We start from the raw sequence: 25464 nt of genomic DNA, 5'->3' as shown, positions 1-25464 counted from the left end.
CCCGGAAAATAGGTGTTGTTCGTGGGAACGTGCTGTCTTTCGGCCGGTCCGCGAGTCGTGGCATGGGCGGCCTTCTTCGGCCGTGCTGTAGTTGCCCCGCAGGGTGCGCTTTGGCTTGTTCCTGCTTGACCCCGGGGTCTTGGGATAACTTCAATATCACGCATGCCAGGCTTGGTGAGCAACGCGGCCGAACTGCCGGAAGAGTTCGATGTCATCGTCGTCGGAGCAGGTGCTGCGGGATGTGTTCTCGCGTCCCGGCTCAGCGAGGACCCGGCGTGTACCGTGCTGGCGCTGGAGGCAGGTGAACACCTCGACGGCCCCGAGTTCACGAACCAGTCGTCGGCCATCGGGCTTCACATCCCGGAGTCGCCCTGGTTCTGGGATGACCAGACGACACCGCAGGCCGCACTCGGCGGCCGGACAGTCTCGGTGCTGACCGGGCGGGCGCTGGGCGGTGGCAGCGCGATCAATTCCATGGTGTGGTTGCGGGGGCACCCGGCCGACTACGACGGCTGGGTCACGGCGGGCGCGAGCGGGTGGGGCTGGGACGCGGTCCTTCCTGTTTTCCACGCGATCGAACAGGCAGCGCCCGGCATCGGCAGCGGCGGCACCGACGCGCCGATGGCGCTCAGCGACGCCACCGGCCTCGACGTCTTCGCCAAGGCGTTCATCACGGCAGGCGGCAACCACGGGCTCAAGGTCCTGCCGTACGTCGATGCCGAGAACGGTCGCGCCGGGATCGGACCGCTCCGATCCAACGCCGTGAACGGCAAGCGGCACAGCGTGGTCGACGGCTACCTGCGGCCCGCGCTGGGCCGGCCCAACCTCACCGTCGCGACGGCGTCCCCAGTCGCCCGTCTGCTGACCACCGGCAGGACCGTCACCGGCGTGCAGCTCGCCGACTCGACCGGGCGCGTGATCCGTGCCCGCCGGTCGGTGGTGCTGACCGCGGGGGCGTTGCGCACCCCGCAGTTGATGATGCTGTCCGGTATCGGCCCGGCCGCACACCTGGCCGAACACGGCATCGCGGCCGTCCACGATCTACCCGGGGTCGGCGCGAACCTCCACGACCACCCTTTGGAACCCGTCATATGGCCGTCGCTGCCGGGCATCGACTCTCCGGCCGAGCCGGGGCACGACCCGCAGGCAATCCACCTCCACGCGGGCGCCCTGTTGCAGACCGACCGCGACGCTCCCGCACCGAACCTGCAACTGTCCTTTGTGGTACTCCGAAATGGCCCCGACGGCTCCCCGCTGCCGCAGCCGTTGGTCAGCTGCATGCTGGTGCTGCTGACGCCACGCAGCCGCGGCACGGTGCGCCTGGCGTCAGCTGACCCCGGAGCACCACCACTCGTGGACCCGGCCTACCTCGCCGACGGCCACGACCGCGACATCCTCCGGGATGGACTCGTCTGGGTCCGAGACCACCTGTTCGGCGACCCAGTGCTACGCGCGGTCTGTGGTCCACCGATGGCGCCGGCCCAGGAAGTCACCACCGAAGAAGCACTCGACGCCTACCTCACCGAGCAGGTGCGGTCGACCCACCATCCCGTCGGGACATGCCGGATGGGTACCGGCCAGGGAGCGGTCGTCGGCCCCGACCTGGCCGTACACGGGATGCGGGGACTGCACGTCGCCGACGCGTCGGTCATGCCCAGCATCGTGCGCGGCAACACCCACGCGGCCACGATCATGATCGCCGAACGAGCCGCCGGGTTCCTCCGCGAACCCTGAGGACTTGACGGCAGTCGCTGGACGATCACCTTCTGGCTGGTAAGCGGGCGCACCGGCGGTCGTACTAGGGTCTGGCTGTGATGGTCGGGCGCTCGGCGGAGCGATTACGGATCAATCGCCTGGTGGCCGATGCCAAGGACGGCTGGAGCCGGTCTCTGGTGTTGCGCGGCGAGGCGGGGATCGGTAAGACCGCGCTGCTCGACTACGCGGCCGCGGTCGCCGGCGGGATGCGGGTGTTGCGGGTGGTGGGCATCGAGTCCGAGGCCGAGTTGGCGTTCGCCGCGCTCCAGCTGCTCTTCGCACGCGACCTTGATCGTTTCACCGCGCTCTCCGGCACGCAGGCGGAGGCGCTGCGCGCCGCGTTCGGGGCCGGCCGGACACCGGTCGAGCGGCACGTTCCGGCCGCCGCGACGCTGAGCCTGCTCTCCGAGCTCGCCTGCGACGGGCCGTTGCTGTGCCTGCTCGACGACGCCCAGTGGCTCGACCAGCCGTCGGTCGACGCGCTGCTGTTCGCCGTCCGCCGCCTCCATGCCGCCCCGGTCGCGACCATCTTCGCCGTCCGGGATGGTGAGCGCCCGTTCCCCGCGGCGGGTCTCGACAGCGTCACACTGTCGAGGCTGGACCGGCCCGACGCGGCCCGTCTCGTCGCGGCGACCCGGCCGCTGCCGCGCGAGGTCGCCGACCGTGTGGTCGCGGAGTCGGGTGGCAATCCGCTGGCCATCGTCGAACTGGCCGCCCATGCGGCGGAGGCCACCGGGCTCCCGGCGCCGGTGGCGCCACTGCCGGTCACCGGCCGGTTCGAGGAACATTTCGGACGGCAGGTCCGCGCGCTGCCGGACCGCACCCGCCGAGCGCTGCTGGTCGCGGCGTGTGACAACGAGTCCGCACTGCCGACCGTCTTGGCCGCCGCCGAACGGCTCGGGCTCGGCGCGACCGACTTCGGGCCTGCCGAGCGGGGCCGGCTGGTCCACGTGACGCCCGACGGAGTCGTCTTCCGGCACCCGCTGATCCGGGCGGCGTGCTACCAGGACGCGGCGTACGCCGAGCGGCGAACCGCCCACCAGGCGCTCGCTTTGTCGCTGAACGAACCACGTGACGCCGACCGCCGCGTATGGCATCTCGCGACGGCCGCCGAAGGACCCGACGACGAGGTCGCGGACGAGTTGGAGAGGGTGGCCGAGCGGGCGGTGGGCCGGGGTGGCCCGGCGGCAGCCGCGCGCGCCCTGGAGCGCGCGGCCGGGCTGAGCACCTCCCCGGCGGCTCGCGGACGGCGCCTGGTGGCCGCCGCCCGGGCGGCGTACGACGCCGGGCAGTTCGACCGGGCCGTCGACCTTGCCGACGCCGGCACGCACCTGGCGCAGCGGCCCGGCGACATCGCGGAGGCGGGCTGGATCCGGGCACAGGTCGCCTACGAGCGATCGTCACCGGCCGAGGCCGCGCGGATCGCGCTCGAGGCGGCCGGACCGGTCCTCGTCGTCGATCCCCGACGTGCCGTTGCCATCCTGACGGAGGCGGTCTGGTGCGCGCGGGACGCCGCCGACCTCGGCCTGCTGTCCCGCGCGGCCGAGCAGTTGCGCGCCGTACGCGGCGGCCCGGCCGCCCTGGTCGATGCCCTGATCGGCCTCACCGACCTGCTGCGCGGCGACATCAGGTCCGCGGTCGAGCCGATGCGCGGCACGCTGCTGGCCACCCGCGACAGTGCCGGCGAGGTCACCGTGGAGCGAATGCTGGCCGGGTTCCTGGGACTGCTGGTGGGTGAGGACGACACGGCGGTGACGATGTTCGACGATCACGTCGCCGAGCTGCGTGGCCAGGGTGCGCTCGGCCGGCTGCCCTACGCGCAGGAGCCGCTCGCGCTCGGTCTGCTGGTCACCGGCCGGTTCCGCGACGCGGAGGCGAATGTCGACGAGGCACTGTCGATGGCCACCGAGCTGGGCCAGGGCCTCCAGGCCGTGGTGCTGACCGCCATCTCCGCCTGGCTCGCCGCGGTCCGGGGCGACACCGGGGCCGCGACCCGCAGCGCCGCCCGCGTGCTCAACGACCCACGGCAGCACCGGATGGCCACCGCACAGGCGACCTGGGCGCTCGCGCTCACCGACCTGGCGGGCGGCGACACGGTGGCCGCGCTCAAGCGCCTCGACGCCGTCTGCGCCGGTCCGCCCGGCCGGGACCTGATGGTGCGTGCCGTCCCCGACTACGTCGAAGCCGCCGTGCGGCTGGGTGACACTGACGCGGCCCGACGGCGCCTGCCGCTGCTCACCGAGTGGGCGACGCACACCAAGAGCGCGGTGGCGACCGCGCTCGTGTTGAGGTGCCAGGCGATGCTCGCCGAGGACGCCGAGCAGGAACGCCTCTTCGAGGAGTCCCTGCACACGACCGGCTGCGCAGCCTACGACCTGGCCCGCACCCGGCTCGTCTATGCCGAGTGGCTGCGGCGCAGCCGCCGCCGGATGGCGGCCAGGCGCCAGCTTCTGCTGGCCCACGAGACGTTCGACCAGATCGGGGCGCACGGCTGGCAGCCGCGGGTGCGGGCGGAGCTGACCGCGCTCGGCGAGACCGCACCGGGAGCGACCGCGCAGACCGCGGGCGGCCTGACCCCTCAGGAACTACAGGTCGTGCGGCGGGCGGCACTCGGCCTGAGCAACCGGGAGATCGCCGCCGAACTGTTCCTCAGCCCGCGCACCATCGGCCATCATCTCTACAGGGCCTACCCCAAGCTCGGCGTGCGGCGCCGCGCTGAGCTCGGCCGTCTCGACCTGTGAGAGCGCCAGTCGTACGACCGATTCGCACCCGGCGGGCGCGCTAGTAGCATGCGCCGCATGGGAAAGGTCATTCTGCACAGCGCGGTCACCGTCAACGCGGCATACGAGGCGCCGACCCCGGAGCACTGGTTGGAGCTCGACAACGACAGCAAGGACGCGAACCTCGGGCAGCTGACGCTCGCCGACGCGATGCTGCTCGGGCGCAAGACCTACGAGGGCCTGGCGGCCGTGTGGCCGACACTCGGCCAGGTCCCGGGGATGGAGAAGTTCGCGGCCCGGATCAACGCGATGCCGAAGTACGTCGCGTCACGGACACTGTCCGGCCCGCTGGAGTGGAACGCGACGCTGCTCGAGGGTGACCTCGCCGAGAGCGTCAAGAAGGTCAAGGAAAACAGCACGCTGTGGGTCTCCGGAAGCGGGGAGTTCGCGCAGGCGCTGGCGGAGCGCGGCCTGATCGACGAGTACTGGTTCGGGGTGCACCCGCACCTGTGGCCCTCCGGCCCGCGGTTCTTCGACGGCTTCGGGCCGCTGCGGCTCGACCTGGTGTCGACCACGCAGTACAAGTCCGGAGTGGTCATGCTCCGCTACCGGCCCGCGAACGCCGAGGGAACCGCCTGACGGAACAATCGGTCATGGGCGCCGTTGTGTCAGTGGACGGCTCCCATGACGGGTACCCGCTAGTAGCGTGTCGCTGCTTAGTTGTGGCACGTGTGGCTGGGAGGCTGTTGTCCGGCAGGTCCCTCTCCTGCCGGACAAGGCCTGTCGCCATGGCCTCACTGATGAAGCGGCCGTCGCGTTGTCGGCGCGGGATCGTGAAGAGTTGATCCGGCTGACCACCACGGGTGTGCGTCCGGCATCGACGATCATGCGGGCGCGGGTGCTGCTCGCGCTGGACACCTCCGTGGGCGAGATCGACCCGAAGGCGGTGATCGCGACCCGGCTCGGGGTCTCGTGCGAGACACTGCGGCTGGTCGCCAAGCGGTTCGCCGAGACCGGCGGCGACATCCGCGCCACGACCTCGCGCAAGAAGCGCGATCTTCCGCCGGTGCCGTCCCCGGTGACCGGCGAGGTGGAGGCCCGGCTGATCGCCCTGGCGTGCTCGCAGCCGCCGGCGGGGCATGCCCGGTGGTCGTTGCGGCTGCTGGAAAACACGTCGAACTCACCGAGGACATCCCGAACCTGGACCACTCCACCATCGGCCGGATCCTAAAAACGGAACTGCGCCCTCATCTGAGGAACGCCTGGCAACACGCCATCAACACCGAACAACGCCAGGTCCGCTGGCAATTCACCACCGACGACGCACGCGTCAAACTCCGCCACCTATATCCCAAGAGTTAGCCGCGACAATCTACGAGGCATCGAAGGACTTCCTGAGGGCCGACTGAGACGGTGTGGCGGCGACGGGCGAGCATGACCTCGTCGTCACACCCGGGCGCCGGACGACTGGGGTTGCGCGGACACCGCGCCGTTCACGTTCGTCGCCGACGGCGTCGAGTCAGCGATCCGGCAGGCAAGCCCTGGAATTCGTCGGGTGACCGGATCTCCGTCGGCCAGCTCGGCGGGCAGGCGGTGATGTGTACAGGTGTGGGATCCAGGCCCCGTCCACCACCGGTGCAGTCGCGCCCAGGCGTAACAGCGGCTCCAGCCGATGTGCATGTGAGCGAGGTAGGCGCCCGGACGTCGGCGCGCTCGCCCGGGCTGTCGGCCAGCGCCCCGGTCGTGGGCAGCGATCAGCTGTCGCTCGTTCTCAGAACAACACCGCCCGCTTCCTACCGGTCAGCGGCGTACTTGGTAGCGCAGGTGGAGGACGCGGTTGCCTTGGATGGTGACGTCGGGGTCTTCCAGGAGGTGTTGCGCGTTGACTGTGCCGAAGTAGCGTTTGCCGGTTCCGAACACGACGGGGACGACGTCCATGCGTACTTCGTCGACGAGGCCGGCGGCGAGTATCTGGCCGCCGACGTTGCCTGCGGCGACTTCGACGAGGCGGTCTCCGGCGAGTTGTTGTGCTGTGGCGACGGCTGCTTCGATGCCGTTGATGAAGTGGAATGGTGCTTCGGGGTCCCAGCCGTCGGGCTGGGGGCGGTGGGTGACGACGACGACGTGGTCCATTCCGCCGGGGGGTTTGCCGTCCCAGCCGTCGGTCATGTCGAAGACGTGGCGGCCGACGATGGTGACGCCGATCTGGTCCCAGTAGGCGCGGGTGCAGTCGTAGGAGGTTTGTGAGACTTTGACCGCGCCGGTGTCGTCCAGTGAGAACTCGCCGTTGGACAGCCAGTCGAACAGCGGCCCGGGCTGGTCGTTGTCGTCGGCGACGAAGCCGTCCACTGACACCGAGCTGTACATGACCACCTTGCCCACGGGCTTCTCCACTGCTGCTTGCTTGGGGTGGGTGCGCCGACCCTAGCGTGCGGTGAGCAGCCGTTCTTGTAAGAAATCAATCAACGGGCAACGGCCACCCATCCATCGCGTGACCGGGATGCTCACGCAGGAAACGCCGCCGGACTTCGACGTACCGGGTCGGCGTGAGCCCGGTGAACGCCCGGAACTCGTGGCCGAAGTGAGCCTGATCGAAATAGCCCGCGCCACCGGCCAGGCCGGCCCAGTCGACCGGCCCGTCGGGATCCATCGCGAACACGGTGGCCGCGAACCGGTAGGTGCGGGCCAGCCGCTTCGGCGTGACACCGACGAGCTCCTTGAAACGCTGTGCCAGATGAGTGCTGCTGACACCGGCCGCTTCGCTCAGATCACCGATCGCCACCGCCCCCGTGGTCGCCGCGATGACACTGCTCGTATAGCGAACCAACCCCAGACCAGCGGTCTCACCCAACCGCCGCATCAACTCCTCCTCGAGAAGCGTCAGCATCTCGTGCGGCCCGTCCGCCGTGGCCAGCCGGTCCCGCAGCTCAGCAGTGGCGGGCCGCCCCCAGACCTCCTCTACCGTCACCGGCCTGTCACACAGCTCGGCCGCGGGCATCGGCAGGAACGGCGCCAGCCCCCACGGCTTGAAGTGCACGCCTACGGACCGGGTCCGGAGCGGGTAGCCGAACTCCAACGCGCGGGTGGGCACAGTGACCACGCAGCCGTCGGCGTACTCGGCGGTCTCGATGTCGGAGCCGGCGCGGATGCGGAACGGCGCCCCGAGGTTGACGATGAGCACCGCCGCCGGCATCGGCGGCAGCATCAGCCGGGCGTACGGCGGCGCACCCTCTAGGTAGTAGAGGTCGTCGATCAGCCCGTCCAGCGGCGGTCGCGGCACTCTGGACACGTACTTCACAGGCACAAGCATCGCCGACGCCCCGCCGGCACCGCACGCGGGGATAGGGCGCCGACACCCCGTGGGCAGCCCCGTGGCGTCGACACCAAGATCTCCACACTATCGAACCCCGCCTCCGCCCGCGTCGGACCGCGACAAGTCACCGGCACTAGCAGACGCGGCCGCAAGCACTCCGCTGGAAGCGATGAGTGCGACAACTCCACTGACTACGACAGATCTTGTTGTGCGCATGTGCATCGCGCCTTCCTAACTCGATCCGGTTACGGACGTGGTGCGTACCAGCGCCAGGATGCGCGACCGATCGCGTGATTCGCTTGCAGGATTTCCGCAAAGCGCAGTTCAGAGCGCTATGACTGAGGGCGGGAGTGCCACGGAGCCAGGGGTACCGGTGGTGTTGCGTCTTTTGGGAGACGTCAGTGTGGAGATCGACGGCCGGCCGGCGGATCTGGGAACACCCCGGCATCGGTGCGTGCTGGTGGCCCTCGCGGTGGACGTCGGGCAGGTCGTTTCGGTCGGCCGTCTGGTCAGCCGAGTCTGGGGTACGGGCGCAAAGCCCCGAGCCCGGGCGACGCTCCACAGTTACCCCTCCCGGTTGCGGCGAGCGCTGGCAGGGATGGGCGGACTGGCGATTGTGCGCCGATCAGGCCACTACAGCCTTGTGGGCGGTGCGGCGGAGCCTGTCGTCAACCTTCAGCGGTTCCGTCACCTGTGCGGCCGAGCCGACAGGCGGCTGCGGCTGAGGAAGTCGTCGAGCAACGCCCTGGCCGACAGCTTCCGCAGGTCGGTCGCGATGGCAGCGCGCAGCGTCTGGTCCTGCCCTTGCCGAACACCGACCCGCGCCGTCTCGTAGTAGTGCCGCTGGATGCGGTACAGGGGGGTCGGCGAGCTTGAGGACAACACAATAATCGGCCCACTCGTCGGCCAGGTACCGTTGCAGGTGCGCGGCCAGGGTGCTCTTGCCAACGCCCGACAATTCCACCAACCCGATCCTGGTTGCCCTCCCTCGTTCAAGCACGAGGGACCTCCACTCGAACCTCGCCGTTGCCGAGCAGGTTCAACACCCGGCCCTGCTCGACCTCGAAATCGGGCACGGACACCGCGGGCACCCCGTGCTCGCGCAGCACGATCGACAGGTGGCAGAGCATTGACGCCGGTCCGCGGAAGACGAACCCGGCCACGGAGCCGATCAGCACGGCCAGGATCGCGAACGGTCGGTCGACCACCACCACCGGCGGTTCTGCATGCGCCGTGACCTGGGCATGCAGCTCGGCGATGTGGCTCGCGCTCGCGTTCACAGTGGAACACCTAGTCTTCGACGGGTGGTCGAAGGACGTGCTCGTCGCCGACCTGTCCGCCGCGTACGGTGCGCCGGCGTCCACGGCCGCCCTGGACCGGCCGCCGCAGTGGTCAGCCTACTGCGAATCCCAGGCGAGCTGGCCGGCCGGCCCGGAAGGCAGGGCGTCGCGCGACTTCTGGTGTTCGCGCTTCTCCGGGTCGTCGCCCCTGCGACACTGCGCCGAGCTGGCGACCGGCCCCGGCGCGGGGGAACGGGCGGACAGCCACCGGCAGTCGGTCACCATGTCGACCGAGTTGCCGGGGATCACCGCTCGAACGCGTCATGTCGCGCTGATGTCGTCCGACCCGGGTTTCTCGGTGTGGGCCAGGACTTCATCCGACGAATGGGTGGTTTCGGTGTTGGCCAGCGCCCGGAACTTCTCCCGCGCTACGGCAGGAGGCCTGCTCGTCGCCTTCGCCCGCGCAGTGGAGCTGCTCGTCACCGAGGAACGGGCGGCGCTGGCCGACGTCCTCTCGGAGTTGGCCCGCATCCGACGCGATAGCCTGCGGGTCGATCGGGATCCTGGGAGTCAGGTGGAAGACGTTGTATGAAGTAGATTGCACGGTCGTTTCCTACAACAGCGCGTCGGACCTGCCCCGCTGCATCGAGTCGCTGCAAAAGGCGAGCGGTGCGCGGGTCAACATCACTGTCGTGGACAACGCGTCGTCCGACGACAGCGCCGCGACGGCCGAGCGGCTCGGCGTGACCGTCGTGCGCAACAGGGACAACCGCGGTTTCGCCGCTGCGGTCAACCAAGGGGCCCGCAACGGCACCGCGCCATGGGTACTGGTCTTCAACCCGGACGCCGTCCTGCCGCGGGACGGTCTCACCCGACTCATCGACACAGCGCGATCTCAGGACCGCGTCGGCTGCGTAGGTCCGAGAGTGGTCGGCGAGGACGGGGCGGAATACCCAAGCGGCAGGCGCTTCCCCAACCTCACAGACGCGGCGGTCCATGCGGTGCTGGGCAAGGCGATACCGAACAACTTCGCCACCCGGCGATACCACGCCCGAGATGTCGATCGCACACGCACGGTAGCGGTCGACTGGGTTTCCGGGTGCTGCATGCTGATCCCGCGGACGGTGTGGGAGGAACTGGGCGGCCTCGATGAGGCGTATTTCATGTACATCGAGGACATGGATTTCTCTCTCCGCGCTCGAAAAATCGGATACGCGACGCTCTACGAGCCAGCGGTGAGCGTCATGCACCTCGGTGGGAGGTCATCCCGGTCACGTCGGATCCGCAGCATCTACCACCACCACGTCGGCGCGTTGCGCTTCCAATGGCGCCTAGGTGCCGGGACCCCACGGGTGCTGGCGTTCCCGCTCGCGGCCGCGTTCCTACTCTTGCGCTTCGCAGCGCTCACCGCGCTGTCCGCAGTCCGGGGATTCGGCAAGCGCTGAGCGGCGCATGTGGGTAGCTCGGTCCCGTGACGGCGAGTGTCCGCCGGGCAACCACTGTCACGGGGGCGCGATCAGCCCAGCTCGGTGTCCGACATCGACATGGTGAGGTGTACGCGCTCCTCGCCACCCGCGTTGTACGCCGTGTGGTCGCCCCTGGTGTCGAATACGTACACCTGCCGTCCACCGGGACGTGCAGGTTTCCCCGCTCCCAGCGACGATGCGGCGGTTCGGGTTGGTCTTGATCGCGATGTGCGCGCGGCAACTGGAGTCGCGGTGCATTGCATAGATCGCCGGGGAGGAAGGACCATCAGGCGCATCCTTCCGACCTGGAAGGGCATCTGCCGGTAGACCTCCCAGAAGTAGGCCCCCTTGAAGTCCTCGTTGAACTCGGTGAAGACCTCTTCGCGGTAGACCTTGTTACCGCTCTGGTCAAACTGGGAGTCGTTCCCGTCGAAAAAGTGGTCCTCGGCACCAACGCGGTGCGTGAGCGAGATGCTGCGCAGGCGGTCGTCGCCCCGCCTCGACTCACCCGGCTGCACCTTGGAGACCACAAATCCGCAAGCCTCGCAGATTGCATCAACATCGAATCGCAGGCTTTCGCGCTGCCGGGCGAACACTTTACCCCCATCTTTGCACCGGCACCACACGCGGGATCACTCCCACTAATGTCTCATGATTCTGATGTCTTTACTTCCCACCGCAGACCACACCAGGTCTTACAACTCACCCCACCACGACCAGACCACCCGATCGCAAAGCCGAGCTGCACCTCGATACGTCGCCGACCAGTCCTCGGCGGCCTGATCAACGAGTACGAACCCACAGCCGCCTAACCAGAGGTCAGGCCACGTGGCCCACTTCTGGCACCCACAAGCCATCACAAACCACACTCGGCGCCCCACGCCGGTCACCGACGTCCCTCCACACCGTCAGAACCCGCCCCGATGGCTCATCGATTGCCGACGCCACAACAACCCTCGCCTCTCGCCCACGACGACCTCACATGTGATCATGCATGCCTCCATGGAGTACCGGTCGGGGAGGTACCCACCGGAGATTGGCTGATCAGGGCAACCTGGGCCAATATATTGTTTCATTCAACACTGAATTTACAGTGATCGACGCTACCAGCGAGTGTTCGACTCCGCGACTCCGGTCAGGCAAACTCGCCCTGTTCGCCGGGAAGCCCGGTGCCGACGAGCAGGAAGAAGCCGCGGTCGTACTCGCCACCGCCCGCAGGCACATAGTGATCGACACGGCGCTCGCGTGGAGCCTCCTCACCGACTTCCGAATCGCGCCGGACACGGCAGGCGAACCGTGAACGCAGGACTTCGCAACCCTCGCCACAGCTCTCATCTGCTTCAAACGACTGACGAGACAGCCACGTAGGACCGGCTCTCGGCGAACCATTTCGCGCCCAGCAGACACAAGACCGTGAATCATCTGCGGCAGAACGCGCGTAGGCTGGACAGCATCGCCGCCGAGGCACCACGTGCCGAGAAGCTCCTGACCGAGGCTGCCGAGAAGTCACGGCCGACCCCGCCGACGCGTACGCGGTGCTGTGGTCGGACAACCGCTTCTGCAACTCGGCGACGTCCGGCATGCGTCCAGATCCTAAAGACCAAGGCGCTGCTGCTCGGCCCGCACCACTCGCTGCTCCACCGACACCGCTGAGTCCAGTGCGCTCGCGTGCGAGTGCTTCGTGTCGCTTTCGCGCGCGTAGTGGTCGAACAGCAGGGTCTTGTGGTCGCGGATCTCCTGCACCCGCGCGTCCACGCTGTCCTTGACCAGCAACCGGTGCACGTGGACCTTGCGGACCTGGCCCATCCGGTGACAACGGGCGATCGCCTGGTCCTCCGTGCTCGGCTTCCACTGCGGCTCGGCGATGATCACCACGGACGCGGCCTGGATGTTGAGGCCCACGCCGCCCGCCTCGATCTGGGCCACCAGCACCGCGTGGTCCTCGCACGCCGTGAACGCGTCCACCAGTTGTTGACGGCCCTGCGCCGACGTCGCGCCGGTCAGGGGACCGAAGACTTCGAGGTGGTCCGCGACCGCGTCCAGCACGTCGTGGAAGTACGAGAACACCACGACCTTCCAGCCGTTGTCCCTCGACTCCTCGATGATCTCCAGCAGCCGCTCCAGCTTCGCCGAGCCGCGGGGCGTGCCCGGCGCGTAGGCGGCGCGGCGCATCGCCATCAGGTTCCCCTCGCGCACCGCGTCGAGGTACGCACCTCGGTCCTGCTTGCCGAACTCGACCCAGTCCTCCATCTCCAGCAGCTCCGGCAACTCCCCCAGCACGTCCTCCTGGTTGCGCCGCAGGTACACCGGTGCGACAACGCGGCGGAAGGCCTTCGCTCCCACCACGGCGTCGGTGGCGCCCGTGCGGGCCGCGACGCTCGGCTGGAGATAGGCGACCAGGTTGCGGAACTCCTCGACGCGGTTCTCCATCGGCGTGCCGGTGAGGAGCACCGCCCGCTCCGCGCGCTGCACGATCGTGTTGACCGCCTGTGAGCGCTGCGTGTCCGGGTTCTTCACGTAGTGCGCCTCGTCGACCACGACCAGCGCCGGGCGGAACCTCTTCGGCAGCACCAGTTTCGGCAACGTGCCGAACGTCGTCACGCCGACGCCGCCCTGCGCCAACCACTTGCCGACCGCGCCGTCGCGGCCCGCGCCGTGCATCCGGTGCGGCACGAGGTCGCTGTGCCTGGCGATCTCGTTGACCCAGTTGACGACGACGCTCGCCGGGCAGACCACCAGGAACCCACGCCGCCCACCGGCGGCGAGGCTGGCCATCACCGCGATGGCCTCGATCGTCTTGCCCAGTCCCATCTCGTCGCCGATGATGACGCGTTTGCGGGCCAGCGCGAACTTGGCTCCGAACACCTGGTAGCCGCGCAGCGACACCTTCAGCAGGCTGGTGTCCAGTGTGGTCGCGTCGACCTCGTGCTCGATGTCGGCCGGGACGAAACCCTTGGCGGCACTGCGATCCGGCATCGCGTCCGCACCAGCGAGGTCGGCGAGGAGCGTGTTGTAGGCGGCCGCGTCGAGCTCGTAGTCGCGCCACAGCGCGCGGTGATCCAGGTCCGGCACGCGCAGCTGCGCGCCCACCGCGCGCAACGCCGCCACGTCGCGGCTGGCCAGCAGGGCCTCGAGCCGGCCGAGCGAATCGATGGCGGCCTGTCGGTTCTTCCGCGACGAGAAGAACATCCGCACCCGGCTCCAGGCACGGGATGCGGCGCGCACGTCGGCGTCGACCCTGCCCAGCACGTCTCCGAGCGGCTCGCGCAGCGGACCGACGAGCTGGTTCGCCCTGCGCAGCTTGGACATCAGCTGCAGCAGCTCGGTCTGGGCGCGGTCAGCGCGGTCGGGGTTCAGCCGGACAGTCGTGTCGCGCGCGACGCCGTCGACGACGGCGCGGGCGACCCGCACGATCTGCTCGGCGGACTGCCTGCCGACTCCGGGCACGCCGTCGAGCTGTTCCGGGCGTGCCTTGGCGACGTCGGCGACGGTCCGGTACCCGGCGGCCTTCAGCTTGCTCAGCCGCAGGTTCGCCTTCGTGTCCCGGAGCTTGTCCACCGGCATGGCGCGGAGCTGGTCGGCCACCAGCGAGTCCCGGACCTCCTGGTACTTCGCGGCGCCGAGCGCGAGCAGCCGATCCGGTTCCGCGCGCACCCCTGCTGCCTCGGCGCGGAACGCCTTCGCGGCGGCCAGCACCGCGCGAGCGTGCCTACCGACCTTCGACGAGTCGCCCACCCGTGTCCTTTCGTCAGGCGGTCCGAGAGTACCGAAACCAGACCTGTCGTCGGTAGTCGGAGCACGTGACGCAGTCGGCCGCGCCGCCGACGACGTGGCGAACCTAGGTGTTGAGCGGAGCGCCGTCCGGTGACTTCCGGCGGCGCGGCCACACCGCGATCGGGCCGCCGATGGCAAGCACCGCCGACCCGAAGAACCCGAGCAGCATGCCGAGATCGTTCTGCGCCAACTGCTTCGAGGGTAGAACGTCGTCGTGGGCTTCCCGCTCCTGGTCCGGTACGCGGTCATCGGCACTTCGCGACCGACGTCAGCGGACGACAGCTCGTTCGCGAAGCCGGAGAAGCGGTACTCCTTGCCGTCCGGGGTCACCACCGTCGCCGTGCACCTCGACACGGCGCCGAGCACGAACCAGTTCGGGTCGCACGAGATGTCCTTGGCCACCGCGTCGGGCTTCCGGCCCTCACCGGTGCTGTGGGCGGAGTTGTTACCAGTCGGCGATGTACCAGCCTGCTGCCGAGCGGGATACCGCGCTGCGGGCGCTGGAAGAGACGCTGCGGCGGGTTTCGCAGAAGCGGGACCAGAGTTCCTACTACGCGAGTCACCTGCTCGGGTACCTGCGTCACAAGACCGGTATCGACCCGCTGCCGGGAGAGCTCAACCCCGTGGCCGAATACGGGCGGCTCCGAGGGGAAGCGAACGCAAGTCTGCACACGGACGCGGCTCTGGCTGCCGCGACGGCCTTGTACTACAGGACCGTGGCGTGGTTCGTTCGCATGTTCACACCGCCGGACACCGTGGTGCGGGCGCTACGTGAGCTGGCCTCCGAGCCGTGGCAGGGTCCAGGGCAGGTCGACCGGCTACGCGAGTTGGCGTCGAACCGACATCACCTGCGGTTGTTCTTCGGACACCTGGTCGACCCGGCCTGGCTCCTGCCTCTTTACGAGGCGGGGATCGCAGCTCTACCGGAATCCGGGGTGCCGTGGCCCCTGGCCGGTGTGGTGGACGGACTCGGCAGGGCGGCTCCACCGCACGTGGCCGAACTGTTGGAGCGACTGGTCATCGACTGCGGGGCGTTGCCCCGCGAGCAGCAGTGGGAGGCGAGTTTCGAGTTGCTCCGCGTCGCGACCCTGTCACAACAAGTCGGGTGCGCTCTCCTGGGCGAGACCCTTGGCTGCCGGGTGATCTGGACCGCCGGCCGGAGCGGCGGCACGCAGCGCCGCTTCGACCCGGCGGTTGCTGGTCATGGATGCCGTGATGGCCGTCATCGCCAGGAGGAGGACGGCGGCGGCGTAGAGCGGGGTGCGGATGTCGTAGGTGGTGGCCAGCCAGCCGCCGAGGAAGGCCCCGGTGGGGGCGGCGCACATGGCCAGCATGCGGGAGGTGGAGGCGACCCGACCCATGAGGTGGGCCGGGACGATCGCCTGCCGGAGGGAGGGCCCGAGCACCATCGTGGCGCCCATGCCAGCCCCGCAGACGGCGAGCGCCAGCCCGGCCACGTACGGGTTCGAGGCAGCGGCCAAGCCCAGGATGGCAAGCCCTTCAACGGCGGCCGTGCAGGTCAGTGCGGTGCCGGTGCCGAGTCGTCGGCCAAGGTAGGAGGCGATGCCTGCACCGAGCAGGCCGCCGGTGGCCTCCGCCGTGAGGAGCAGGCCGAAGCCGTAGGTGTCGATGCCGAGGCGGTCGTGCGCGAAGAGAGCGAGGACGGTCTCCACAGCGAGGAAGGCGACGTTCCCGACCGCCGGGCGGAGCGCGAGCCCGAGCAGCAACCGGTCCCGGAAGACGTACGAGGCCCCGGCCCGCGCCTGCCGAAGCAGCGACTCACGGACCTGCGGCACGGGCCGGGGCATGGCGGGCAGCGTACGTACGAGCAGTGCGGAGAGCATGAACGACACCGCGTCGGCGAGCAGCGGAACCACCCGCCCGAGCGCGAGCAGCGCACTGCCCGCAGGCGGCCCCGCGAAGCCGGACATGGCGGTCTGGGCGCCGCGCAAGCGGGAGTTGGCGCGCTCCAAGAGTGCGGGGTCGCGGCCGAGTAGATCCGGCAGATAGGCCGTGGCGGCCGTATCGAAGAAGAGTCCGCCGAGGCCGAGCAGGAAGGCGACGGCCGCGAGCAGCGGAATGCTCAGCACGTCGAGCGCGGTCGCCGCCGCCGGTATCGCGAGCAGCACAGCACGCGCCGCGTCCGCGACCCACATCGTGCGCCGGCGGTCCCAGCGGTCCACCAGCGCACCGCCGAGCACCCCGAAGAGCAGCCACGGCAGCGTCCCCGCGGCCGTGACGACGGCGAGCGCCATCGGATCCCGCGTCAACGTCAACGCGAGCAGCGGCAGCGCGGCATGCGACACCCCGTCACCGAGCGAGGACACCGTCTGCGCAGTCCACAGCCGTCCGAACCCGGCCGGCAACTTCCTCACATCTGAAGTCACTTGGAGTCCCCCTCGGCCTGCTCGCGCGGTGCCGGGTGGAACAGTGCGAAGACGAGTGACGCGTCCGGCAGCGACGGATCGGACAGCTCCCGGTACTCGTCCGCCAGAGCCTGCAACCGCGCCCCCAGCTCCGCGAACTGCTCCCCGGTGAGCCGCAGGTGCGCCATCCGTACGTGCCGCTCGCCATCCACCGGCGACGCCTCCAGGTCCGCCACCGCATGCCGCATCAGCACATCCGGCCCTCCCTCGCCCGGATCCGGCAACACGATCGACCGCGCGGCCATCGCGTAATACCGTTCGGTGACACCCCGCACCTTCCGCGTCCGTACCACCTTCACCAAGCCGGCCCGCTCCAGCAGCCGCACGTGATAGCTGGAACTCCCCTTCGCAAGACCCACCCGCTCGGCGATCTGCGTAATCGTCGCCGGCTCGAAGCGGAGCACGGCCATGATCCGGTGGCGCGTGAGATTGGAGACGGCGCGTAGCTGGTCGTCACTGGTGACGTGAAACGTCTCGGGAAGATCATCGGTAGGCATGCGAGCAATGGTCAACGATCCTTGACCATTGCTCAAGGAGTTTGTCGGCTGTCCGGTACGTGAGGCCTTCGTTCCTGCACTCCCCTTCTCGACCTCACTCAACCCGCGCCCAAGCCCCTTCGCTCCGCCCGTCGCGGAAGCTCAACCACACAGCCTGAGTCTCGAGGCAGCCAAGAAGCTGATCCTCACCGCCGTCGAGCGCACCAACAACTTCAACGTGCTCGCCCAGCGCCTGCGCAACGACCGCGCCGAGGCCGAGCGCCTGCGGCAGCCCGAAGCGGCGCTCGTCGAGCAGCTCACGGCCGCGGGTGTCACGATCTTCGACGAGTCCATCTCGGAGTGGCCCGGTGACGCCCGGTCGCTGGACCGGCTCCGGCCCAGCCCGGACGACGAGCAGGGCACCGAGCTCACCGAGCGCCGGTGGGTGCGGGAGAACAACAAGAACTGGGACGCCGCAATCGAGGTTCGGCACCAGTTCCTGGCCAACGTCGCCCGCCGCACCAGCGCCCCAAGACCGCGCGGAGGTGGCTCGCGCTGCAGAAGCTGGACGGCGCGCACGCACTTCGCAAGGCAATGGAGCGCCGGCACGCACTCGCCCACCGCCTGCTCAACCTCCCCGAGCCCCACTACGGGCAGGGTGATGAACTGGTCGACAAGATCGCGAACGCCTCCGAAGCCAAGGCGACCGTCTACGACATGTTCCTGACCCTCGCCGCGATGGAAGAGAGCCTGCAACGGGACTCGTGGCGCCCGATGGGTACCGATTCGCTCTACATGTCCATGCTGATCGAACTCGGCTACCACATGAGGAATCGACACCGTCCACGCCGCCGCCTCCCTGCCCTGCTCGGTGCTCACCAGCCGAGGCGTCGGTCACCGCCGCCCAACCACCCCCTGCTAAGGACTGTCACGTAACGGATCTTCTGGTTGGGGTCTAACGGTGTTCGGTCAGCCTGCGAGTGTGATGTTGTGGAGGTGGGCGAATCCGGATACCGCGTCGGCGAGGGTGCTGGCGGCGCGTCGGTAGTCGCGGAGGATCTTCCAGCACTTCATGCGGGCCAAGGTGTGTTCGATCCTGGCGCGGATGCTGCGGTGGACGGCGTTCAGCTCTTCCTTCCACTCGGGAAGCCGGCGGCCGTCCGCGGGTTGGCGGTAGGGCATGATCACGTCTGGATTGCCGCGGTAGCCGCCGTCGTCATGACCGGCCGATCACCCACCTTGGTCTTTGATGCCGGAGTCGCGGTAGACGGTGCAGTCGTTGCGGTCGGTTGTCCGTGTCGCAGTTGAAGTCCCCAGAGTTCAGGGTGACTACGAGTCACGGCTGGCGTTGGCGCGATTGTTGCTGCCGACGTGGATCCGGCGGTGAGCCATCCACGCTTGATCATTCTGCGTGCGGAAGACCACATGACCGCGCATGCGCTGGCGATTAGCGGGCTTGGAGGTTGGCCTCGTCGTAGGCGTGACGGGCCGCTTCCACACTGGGCAGGTGTGCATCGGACCAGTCGGTGAGCACGGCGAACACGGGCCCGAGGGTTCGGCCCAGAGCGCTGATCTCATACTCCACCCGAGGTGGGATCTCCGCGTGGTACGAGCGCGTCACCAGCCCGTCGCGCTCCAGCTGCCGCAGCCGCTGTGTGAGCACCTTCGAGGTGATCGCGGGCAGGCGCCGCTGGATCTCCACGAACCGCTGCCGGCCGTGCTCCTTGAGCACCCACAGGATCGGTGTCGACCACCGGCTGAACACCAGGTCCACCACCGGGCTGATGGGGCACGCCTCGACAGCGTCGACAGGCTTGCGCATCGGGTCCACCTCACACGTTCCTCAAAGAGAGTCACTTTCTTCTAGGAACCTACTGTATTCAGGATGTTAGCTTTCCTGCCATCGGACAGCTCGACAGCAGGAGGAACCACACATGACCGCGCTCACCCTTCCCACCCGCACCGGCGACCGCCCCCGCACCGGCCCCTCGGTCCCCCACGTCCAACTCAGCCAGAACAGCCCAGCCGAACTACGTGAACGACTCAAGCAGTGGATGACCGCAAACCTGCCCGGAACCGTCATCCGCCTCAGCGAGATCTCCGAGCCGGGATCACTGGCCTTCTTCCTCGACAACACACCACCCCCGCCAGGCACGGTGCTGCTGCCACCCCGGCTGAACGCCGAACTCGCCCACGTCCACACCGACGGCAGCCTGCACCTGGCCCTGGCCCTGGAAGACCAGCAGGAAGTCATCACCAAGGGCTGGGGCGAGCGCCACCCGCTCTACTCACCCACCATCAACGTCCTGATGCTCTACGGCCCCCGCACCGACGATGAACTGCAGATCGCCAAGACCGTGATCGCCGCGTCATACCGCTACGCCACCGGCCACACCCTGCTGGCAACCGGCCCGCACTAATTTTGTCGTTCACTACGCCCGCACGCCAGGAGTGGCCAGGAGCGTGCCGGCGGCGAGGTCCCAGAATCGCAGGACACCGTCCGACCTGCCCGTGACCGCGATCGACCTGGCGCCAACTTGGGTACAGCCAACGGTCAGGATCGGATCCGCGTGACCGCCGTACGCCGCGCGGAGTTCGCCTGTCTCCGTGTCCCACACCCGTAACACCTGGTCTGCTCCGCCACTGACCACGACAGTCCGGCCTTCGACCTCCATGCCGTCGTTCACGCGGCGGCGGGTGCCGCCAACATCGGACGGTCAACCGCAGGGGAAGATCCTCGCCAAGTGAGCGAAGGACGGCAGTGTCACCCGCACCCCGGGGATCGTCGAGGGCAGTCGGCGCGCCGCTGACCTGTGGGCCATCACCCACCAACAACGATGTGCTTTGTTGGCAAGGTCGTGCACCGCAGGATCGAGTCCGGCGAGCCCGTCGGCCGCGGCATCACACAGGATCCGCCCTCAGCGGTAGGCGGTAATCAGGGACTTGTCAGTGCAGGGCGTCGGCGATCGCGGTGATGCCTTCGGTGATCTCGATGGTGGTGCTGGCGCCGTAGCCCAGTACGAGTCCGGGTGGGCCGGGCCGTTGCCGGTGCCAGGACAGCGGCTGTGTCTTCACCCCTCGAGCCAGGGCCGCGGCCGCCAGGTCCACATCGGACAGTTCGGCGTCGAACGTGATCATCAGGTGTAGGCCCGCCGCCGCGCCGTGCACCACCGCGTGCGGTAGGTGGGTCGTGATCGCCGTGATCATGGCGTCGCGTTTGCGGCGGTGACGCCTGCGGACGAAGCGCAGCTGTCGCTCGAGCTCGCCCGACTCCATCAGGTGGGCCAGCACCAGCTGCGGCAGCGCGGCGTTGCCGAGGTCGGCGTAGCGCTTGGCGTCGACGAGTGCCGACAGGTAGCGGCTCGGCACGAGTGCCCATCCCACCCGCAGCGCCGGTGCTAGCAGCTTGGACACGCTTCCGGTGTAGCAGACCCGTTCGGGCAGCATCGACCGGAGCGCGGGCACCGGCGGCCGGTCGTAGCGGTGCTCGGCGTCGTAGTCGTCCTCCACGACCAGGCCGCCCGACTCAGCCCAGGCGATGAGCTCGCGGCGACGTTCACCACCGAGCACCACACCGGTCGGGAACTGGTGCGCCGGGGTCAGCAGCACGGCCGGCGATCCCTGCGCACACAGGTCGGTCACCCGGATCCCGTCGGTGTCGACGGGGACCGGCGGGGTGGCGAGGCCCAGGTGGCGCAGGTGCTGTCGGGCGCCGAGCGAGCCGGGGTCCTCCACGGCCAGCTCCGTGATCCCGTCCGCGCGGAGGATCTCCGCGAGTAGCACGAGCGCCTGGGCCACCCCGGCGACCACGACCACCTCGTCCGGGTCGACCCTGATCCCCCGGTAGCGCGCCAGCCAGCGCGCGACGGCCAGCCGCAGTGCCGGCGTCCCGCGTGGATCGCCGTAGCCGAAGGCACTCGGCGACAGCTCCCCGAGCACCGCCCGCTCGGCACGTAGCCACGCCGTTCGGGGGAACGCGGTCAGGTCGGGCACACCGGGAGACAGGTCGATCCGCGCGTCGGCGGCGCGCAGCGTGTCGAAGACGTCGGCGCCCGGCGGGCTGCCGAACACCGTGCCGATCCGCGCCGGGCTCGTGGCCCGGCAGGCGGGCGTGAACGAGCGATCCACCCCACCCACGACCACCGTGCCAGCACGTCCCCGGCCGGCGACGTGCCCGTCCTCCACCAGCCGCCGGTACGCCTCGATGACCACGCCTCTGGACACCCGCAACTCGGTCGCCAGGACGCGGGTGGGCGGCAACCGACTGCCGACCGGGAGGCTGCCGTCGGCGATCGCCAGCCGCAGCCGCTGGGCGAGCCATGCCGACCGACCGCCGGCCGGGGCCTCGCCGACGTCGAGCTGGAGGAAGTCCGACCCGGCCGTTATGGACCTGTCAGACAGCTCCGGTTTGGACCTGTTCACCGGACCAGTCTTGCAGCAGGGTGGACCGCATGAGTGTTGAGTTCCTGCTCACGTCGCTGGTCGTCGTGGCCACGCCAGGCACCGGTGTGCTGTACACGGTGGCGGCGGGGCTCTCCCGCGGCACCCGCGCCAGCCTGGTGGCGGCGGCCGGCTGCACGCTCGGGATCGTCCCGCACGTGACGGCGGCGATCACCGGCCTTGCCGCATTGCTGCACACGAGCGCGTTGGCGTTCCGGATCCTGACCTACCTGGGTGTCGCCTACCTGCTCTACCTGGCGTGGAGCACGCTGCGCGACCGGGACGAGCTGGCCGTGGCGACCGACGCCGCGCCCCGCTCGGCCGCCAAGGTGATCCTGTCCGGCATCCTGGTCAACATCCTGAACCCGAAGCTCACGATCTTCTTCGTCGCGTTCCTGCCACAGTTCGTCCGGCCCGGCGACCCCGTCGCCCGCATGGTCGAGCTGAGCGCGGTGTTCATGGTGCTGACGTTCGTGGTCTTCGCCGGCTACGGCGCGTTCGCCGCCGCCGTCCGCCACAAGGTGCTCGCCCGACCTCGAATAATGGCCTGGGTACGGCGCACCTTCGCCGCGGCGTTCGTCGCGCTCAGCGCCAAACTGGCCTTCTCGGGAGGATGAAACCCTTGCGCTTCCGCCATTCCGACGAGCTGTGGCACGACTTTCCCGCGCTCGTTCCCGGTGTGCTGTACGTCGAGGGGATCAGCCGGGACCGCGACGTCGCCCGGCAGGTCGCCGCGTACGGCCTCGTCGCCGAGCGACGGCTCGCTGGCTCAGGCGAGTCGGAGCTGCCCGAGATCCAGGCGTGGCGTCGGGCGTACGCCCGGCTGGGGCTCAAGCCGACGCAGTACCGGTGCGCCTCGGAGTCACTGCTGCGGCGCTTCCGCAAGGAAGGAGCACTGCCGAGCATCCACCCGCTGGTCGACCTGTGCAACGCGGTCTCGATGGCGTTCGCGATCCCGGTGGCGGTGCTCGACGTCGCCGAGATCGTCGACTCCCTCGAGGTTCGCCACGCAACCGGCGAGGAGACCTACGTGACCTTCGGCGGGACGACCGAGAACCCCCAGCCCGGTGAGGTGACCTTCGTCGATGCGGCCGGGAACGCCCACGCCCGTCGATGGACCAACCGCCAGAGCGGCCGCTCCGCCGTCTCACCAACGACGAACACCGCCCTGATTGTCGCGGAAGCCTTGCACGACACCGCCCCCGACGACATCCACCGGCTCGTCGCCACCCTCACCGACGAGCTGTCCACCGCCTGGTCGACCAATGCGAAGACCGCCGTGCTGAGCCGCTCGAACCCGGAGTTCGTCGTCTGACCACGACAGAAGGGCTGCCTCCCGAGATGCGGAATCCGAGCACGGCCAGCACGCAACACCGCCCTGCTCGATCTCGCCGCACAGGTCCCGACCGTCATTCCGAGTTCTCTGCGTGCGCGGGCGGGCTCGGCCTTGCGCCGAGCCCGCCCGCTCATGCTCCACACGTTCCTGATCGCTCGCCGTGACGCTCACCCGGTTCGGCGTACGTCGATGCCCGCGGACGTCAAGAAAACCGGAGTCGGACCTGCGTCACGCCACTGGCTAGCGCTGCAGGGTCAGCACGCCCGGCCGGTACGGCAGGAGGCCGTACTCCATGCCGTCGGAGCGCGGGTCGCGTCCCTGGTAGAGGAACTGGAGGTTGCAGGGGTCGATGGTCTTGGTCTGGTCGGGGTTGGTGCGGACCAGGTCACCGTGGCTGATGTCGTTGGTCCAGGTGGCGCCGCTGTTGGCCTTGCCGGCGAAGGGGTTGCTCTGGGTGTCGGCCTGCGGTGTCCACGTGCCGCCCAGGCTGGTGGCGGTGAACGAGCGGAAGAAGCGCCCGTTCGACCCCTGCGCCTCGACGATCATGAGGTACTGGTTCTGGTCCTTGACCTTGTAGACCTCGACCGCCTCGAACAGGTTCTCCGGCGTGTCGCTCATGATCTTCGTGTACGACGAACCGAAGCTGCCCGGGAAGTTCCCGATGGGCATGCTGGCGCGGTAGATGCCGCCGAGGTCGTCGGCGAAGAACATGTACATGTTCGTGCCGTCGGCGATGAGCGTCTGGTCGAGAGGGGCCCCTGCGGGGAGGGTACCCGTGAACAGCTGCTGCTGCGGGCCCCAGCCGTTGGGGTTGGTGGGGTCGCTAGAGGTGCGGTAGGAGAAGGTATCCGGCCAACCCCACTGGTAGGCGAGCACCCAGATGTTCTTCGGGGCGAAGTAGAGCAGCGTCGGCGCGACGGCACCGAAGGACATTCTGTTCTGGGTGGCCGACGCCATGTCGGACCAGTTCGTGAAGGGGCTGAAGGCCGTCGATTCCCAGCGCCCCTGCTCACCGGCGAGGCCGTTGTGCGTCGTGGCATAGACGAGGTTCTGGCCGTTGTGCTTCACGGCGGTGAAGTCCTTGAGCGCGACCCACCCCGCGCTCGGGTTTGCCAACGGGCCGGTCGATGTCCAGCGGTACGTCGACGGAAGAGCGCACGTGCCGCTGCCCCCGCCGACCCGGACGAGCTGCCACTGCTGGTTGCTGCCGCCCCAGTCGCTGTACTGCACGACGCCGGCGCCGTCGGCGGTCGAGGCGTTCTGCACCTCGGCGACCTTGCCGCTGTTGCGGTTGACCAGGCGCACGTAGCCGCTGTCGGAGTCGGCCAGCCGGAACTGCTGGTTGGCGCCGTTGCCGTCGGTCCACTGGTGGATGGCGGCACCGTCGGCCGTCGACCAGCCGGACACGTCGATCACCTTGCCGGAGTGCCGCGCCTTGATCCGGTAGTAGCCGCCGCCGGAGTCCACGAACTGGAACTGCTGGTTGGTCCCGTCGTGCCGGGCCCACTGCGTGACCGCGGCGCCGTCGGCGCTGCTCACGCCCGCCACGTCCAACGCCTTGCCGCTGTTGCGGTTCACCAGTACGTACCAGGCGGTGGTGTCCACCGTGGCGGCCGACGCCGGCGTCGTGGCCACCGTGAGCAGCCCGCCCAGGACCGCCACGACTGCCGCAGCGGCCAACCCCGGCCGCCACCGACGGCGCCACCTCGCGGTGCGCGCAAACCCAACCGACATAGCATCGTTCCTTTCATCGTTTGGGGCCGCCGACATGAGGCGGGCCGCATCGGCGCGGACCCCGACGACACCCGCGCACGGATAACTGCCCGGAAGCGACGTGTTAGCGCTAACATTTCCGAGGACGATCCGTGCAGGAATATGTAGGGGTATAGGTGTCAGTAGCCAACCAGCGGTACGACTGAACGCGCCACGCGAACTGTGAACGATAACAACGACCGCGTCAAGATGTAACAGGAAGGTTTTCTTGGGAAGTCCCACGTGAGACGCTGGGCCTCGCCGAGGCTCGGCGGCGGTCAAGCTGACCTCAGCCTTTTCGCCAACCGTTGATCAAGGCCGCGATCCGGGCAGTCGATCTCGGAAGAGGTTCGCTGGAGTTCGCGGGCATGCTGATGGCCCGGCGTGGTGGCCGGGGTCCTCCGCCGGCTGCTCGTCGGGACGTGGGCCGGTGTTCGGGTGATTGGTTGCGGTAGCGCGGTCAGCCGAGTGAACGCGTTGACCAGGTCGCTGGCCCAGGGCCGGCCTTCGGCGATGCGCAGCCGGGTGCGTCTGACGGTGCGGGTGATGCGGGCCGCGACGTGTAGCAGCCGGTAGCGCAGCTTCTTCGGCTCGGCGGTGGCCAGGACCTTCCTCCTGATCCGCCGGGTCCGACCCGACATCTCCCGGGTCTCGGCCGATCCCCGCTCCCGGCTGCGCCGCACCCCGACCAACGCGCCCTCCCGCTGGAGGAGCTGGCCGACGCCG

Annotated in this window: 23 protein-coding genes and 2 pseudogenes; 11 read left to right on the top strand and 14 right to left on the bottom strand. The window is 69.0% G+C overall.

The annotated features are described in order from the left end of the window. The first annotated feature begins 162 nt into the window (after nucleotides 1–162). From ALI22I_RS14740 to ALI22I_RS14725, 4 genes are all read left to right on the top strand, one after another. Nucleotides 163–1734 carry a GMC family oxidoreductase gene (locus tag ALI22I_RS14740; protein WP_077006058.1) on the top strand — a complete coding sequence of 524 codons (1572 nt, stop codon included), beginning with the start codon at nucleotides 163–165 and terminating at the stop codon, nucleotides 1732–1734. A gap of 80 nt (nucleotides 1735–1814) precedes the next feature. Further along, entirely contained in the window at nucleotides 1815–4496 is a 2682-nt protein-coding gene (locus tag ALI22I_RS14735; protein ID WP_077006133.1) for an ATP-binding protein, read from the top strand. A gap of 57 nt (nucleotides 4497–4553) precedes the next feature. Then, nucleotides 4554–5114, top strand: coding sequence for a dihydrofolate reductase family protein (locus tag ALI22I_RS14730; protein WP_083751743.1), 561 nt, complete (start codon nucleotides 4554–4556; stop codon nucleotides 5112–5114). Nucleotides 5115–5316: 202 nt separating this feature from the next. Beyond that, a complete protein-coding gene (locus ALI22I_RS14725; protein WP_238598364.1) occupies nucleotides 5317–5706 on the top strand; it encodes a helix-turn-helix domain-containing protein in 390 nt (129 codons plus the stop codon). A gap of 569 nt (nucleotides 5707–6275) precedes the next feature. Here the strand turns inward: ALI22I_RS14725 and ALI22I_RS14715 are convergent. The 4 genes from ALI22I_RS14715 to ALI22I_RS14700 form a co-directional block, all read right to left on the bottom strand. After that, the gene (locus ALI22I_RS14715; protein WP_077006056.1) at nucleotides 6276–6857 is read right to left on the bottom strand and encodes a dihydrofolate reductase family protein; all 582 of its coding nucleotides are present in this window, start codon (nucleotides 6855–6857) and stop codon (nucleotides 6276–6278) included. A gap of 76 nt (nucleotides 6858–6933) precedes the next feature. Continuing rightward, nucleotides 6934–7755, bottom strand: coding sequence for an AraC family transcriptional regulator (locus tag ALI22I_RS14710; RefSeq protein WP_077006132.1), 822 nt, complete (start codon nucleotides 7753–7755; stop codon nucleotides 6934–6936). A 720-nt stretch (nucleotides 7756–8475) separates the two neighbouring features. Beyond that, the gene (locus tag ALI22I_RS53645) at nucleotides 8476–8670 is read right to left on the bottom strand and encodes a hypothetical protein (RefSeq protein ID WP_238598363.1); all 195 of its coding nucleotides are present in this window, start codon (nucleotides 8668–8670) and stop codon (nucleotides 8476–8478) included. 110 nt (nucleotides 8671–8780) lie between these two features. Further along, complete coding sequence (locus ALI22I_RS14700; protein ID WP_077006054.1) at nucleotides 8781–9068, bottom strand: hypothetical protein; 288 nt, start codon at nucleotides 9066–9068, stop codon at nucleotides 8781–8783. Nucleotide 9069: 1 nt separating this feature from the next. On the opposite strand from ALI22I_RS14700, the gene ALI22I_RS14695 reads away from it, so the two are divergent. Then, nucleotides 9070–9660, top strand: coding sequence for a hypothetical protein (locus tag ALI22I_RS14695; RefSeq protein WP_077006053.1), 591 nt, complete (start codon nucleotides 9070–9072; stop codon nucleotides 9658–9660). Further along, complete coding sequence (locus ALI22I_RS14690) at nucleotides 9653–10513, top strand: glycosyltransferase family 2 protein (RefSeq protein ID WP_179118233.1); 861 nt, start codon at nucleotides 9653–9655, stop codon at nucleotides 10511–10513. Before ALI22I_RS14695 ends, ALI22I_RS14690 begins: the two co-directional genes overlap by 8 nt. Before the next feature lie 71 nt (nucleotides 10514–10584). Here ALI22I_RS14690 and ALI22I_RS14685 read toward each other — a convergent pair whose 3' ends face one another. Then, a complete protein-coding gene (locus ALI22I_RS14685) occupies nucleotides 10585–11130 on the bottom strand; it encodes a hypothetical protein (RefSeq protein ID WP_143532205.1) in 546 nt (181 codons plus the stop codon). A gap of 440 nt (nucleotides 11131–11570) precedes the next feature. Here ALI22I_RS14685 and ALI22I_RS14675 point away from each other — a divergent pair, with 440 nt between their 5' ends. Beyond that, nucleotides 11571–11834 (top strand): hypothetical protein, encoded by a 264-nt coding sequence (locus tag ALI22I_RS14675; protein WP_143532204.1) that lies wholly within the window; start codon nucleotides 11571–11573, stop codon nucleotides 11832–11834. A 293-nt stretch (nucleotides 11835–12127) separates the two neighbouring features. Here ALI22I_RS14675 and ALI22I_RS14670 read toward each other — a convergent pair whose 3' ends face one another. The 4 genes from ALI22I_RS14670 to ALI22I_RS14660 form a co-directional block, all read right to left on the bottom strand. Continuing rightward, complete coding sequence (locus ALI22I_RS14670) at nucleotides 12128–14269, bottom strand: DEAD/DEAH box helicase (RefSeq protein ID WP_077006049.1); 2142 nt, start codon at nucleotides 14267–14269, stop codon at nucleotides 12128–12130. Between the two features lie 103 nt (nucleotides 14270–14372). Next, nucleotides 14373–14498: a hypothetical protein gene (locus ALI22I_RS54675; protein ID WP_274522925.1), complete on the bottom strand. Its 126-nt coding sequence runs from the start codon at nucleotides 14496–14498 to the stop codon at nucleotides 14373–14375. Nucleotides 14499–15399: 901 nt separating this feature from the next. Further along, nucleotides 15400–16683 carry an MFS transporter gene (locus ALI22I_RS14665; protein ID WP_238598362.1) on the bottom strand — a complete coding sequence of 428 codons (1284 nt, stop codon included), beginning with the start codon at nucleotides 16681–16683 and terminating at the stop codon, nucleotides 15400–15402. Nucleotides 16684–16691: 8 nt separating this feature from the next. Continuing rightward, nucleotides 16692–17246: an ArsR/SmtB family transcription factor gene (locus tag ALI22I_RS14660; protein WP_238598361.1), complete on the bottom strand. Its 555-nt coding sequence runs from the start codon at nucleotides 17244–17246 to the stop codon at nucleotides 16692–16694. A 13-nt stretch (nucleotides 17247–17259) separates the two neighbouring features. Between ALI22I_RS14660 and ALI22I_RS49200 the strand changes: the two genes are divergently transcribed. Beyond that, on the top strand, nucleotides 17260–17937 hold the full coding sequence (locus ALI22I_RS49200) for a hypothetical protein (protein ID WP_143532203.1): 678 nt from the start codon (nucleotides 17260–17262) through the stop codon (nucleotides 17935–17937). 242 nt (nucleotides 17938–18179) lie between these two features. Here ALI22I_RS49200 and ALI22I_RS14645 read toward each other — a convergent pair. Both ALI22I_RS14645 and ALI22I_RS14640 read right to left on the bottom strand, forming a co-directional pair. Then, a pseudogene (locus ALI22I_RS14645) lies at nucleotides 18180–18506 on the bottom strand (transposase family protein); the annotation flags it as partial. Nucleotides 18507–18657: 151 nt separating this feature from the next. Beyond that, a complete protein-coding gene (locus tag ALI22I_RS14640) occupies nucleotides 18658–19032 on the bottom strand; it encodes a winged helix-turn-helix transcriptional regulator (RefSeq protein WP_077006130.1) in 375 nt (124 codons plus the stop codon). A 112-nt stretch (nucleotides 19033–19144) separates the two neighbouring features. Here ALI22I_RS14640 and ALI22I_RS14635 point away from each other — a divergent pair, with 112 nt between their 5' ends. Beyond that, the gene (locus tag ALI22I_RS14635; RefSeq protein ID WP_077006044.1) at nucleotides 19145–19630 is read left to right on the top strand and encodes a luciferase domain-containing protein; all 486 of its coding nucleotides are present in this window, start codon (nucleotides 19145–19147) and stop codon (nucleotides 19628–19630) included. Nucleotides 19631–20156: 526 nt separating this feature from the next. Here ALI22I_RS14635 and pdxR read toward each other — a convergent pair. Beyond that, entirely contained in the window at nucleotides 20157–21632 is a 1476-nt protein-coding gene (gene pdxR / locus ALI22I_RS14625) for a MocR-like pyridoxine biosynthesis transcription factor PdxR (protein WP_077006042.1), read from the bottom strand. Nucleotides 21633–21661: 29 nt separating this feature from the next. Here pdxR and ALI22I_RS14620 point away from each other — a divergent pair, with 29 nt between their 5' ends. Beyond that, a complete protein-coding gene (locus tag ALI22I_RS14620) occupies nucleotides 21662–22267 on the top strand; it encodes a LysE family translocator (protein ID WP_077006041.1) in 606 nt (201 codons plus the stop codon). A 5-nt stretch (nucleotides 22268–22272) separates the two neighbouring features. Next, nucleotides 22273–22965, top strand: a complete 693-nt coding sequence (locus ALI22I_RS14615) for a B3/B4 domain-containing protein (RefSeq protein ID WP_077006040.1) — start codon at nucleotides 22273–22275, stop codon at nucleotides 22963–22965. A 261-nt stretch (nucleotides 22966–23226) separates the two neighbouring features. Here ALI22I_RS14615 and ALI22I_RS14610 read toward each other — a convergent pair whose 3' ends face one another. Both ALI22I_RS14610 and ALI22I_RS49190 read right to left on the bottom strand, forming a co-directional pair. After that, nucleotides 23227–24720: a non-reducing end alpha-L-arabinofuranosidase family hydrolase gene (locus ALI22I_RS14610; RefSeq protein WP_077006039.1), complete on the bottom strand. Its 1494-nt coding sequence runs from the start codon at nucleotides 24718–24720 to the stop codon at nucleotides 23227–23229. A gap of 461 nt (nucleotides 24721–25181) precedes the next feature. Further along, nucleotides 25182–25343: pseudogene (locus ALI22I_RS49190) on the bottom strand (transposase); the annotation flags it as partial. Nucleotides 25344–25464: the final 121 nt, after the last annotated feature.

The sequence above is a fragment of the Saccharothrix sp. ALI-22-I genome (assembly GCF_001984175.1).
Lineage (GTDB): Bacteria > Actinomycetota > Actinomycetes > Mycobacteriales > Pseudonocardiaceae > Actinosynnema.
This window is presented reverse-complemented; position numbering and strand designations above follow the sequence as displayed.

Coding starts and splice junctions, on each gene's coding strand:
- ALI22I_RS14740 (WP_077006058.1), top strand. CDS start 163: ATGCCAGGCTTGGTGAGCAACGCGGCCGAACTGCCGGAAGAGTTCGAT.
- ALI22I_RS14735 (WP_077006133.1), top strand. CDS start 1,815: ATGGTCGGGCGCTCGGCGGAGCGATTACGGATCAATCGCCTGGTGGCC.
- ALI22I_RS14730 (WP_083751743.1), top strand. CDS start 4,554: ATGGGAAAGGTCATTCTGCACAGCGCGGTCACCGTCAACGCGGCATAC.
- ALI22I_RS14640 (WP_077006130.1), bottom strand. CDS start 19,032: ATGCGCAAGCCTGTCGACGCTGTCGAGGCGTGCCCCATCAGCCCGGTG.
- ALI22I_RS14635 (WP_077006044.1), top strand. CDS start 19,145: ATGACCGCGCTCACCCTTCCCACCCGCACCGGCGACCGCCCCCGCACC.
- ALI22I_RS14620 (WP_077006041.1), top strand. CDS start 21,662: ATGAGTGTTGAGTTCCTGCTCACGTCGCTGGTCGTCGTGGCCACGCCA.
- ALI22I_RS14610 (WP_077006039.1), bottom strand. CDS start 24,720: ATGTCGGTTGGGTTTGCGCGCACCGCGAGGTGGCGCCGTCGGTGGCGG.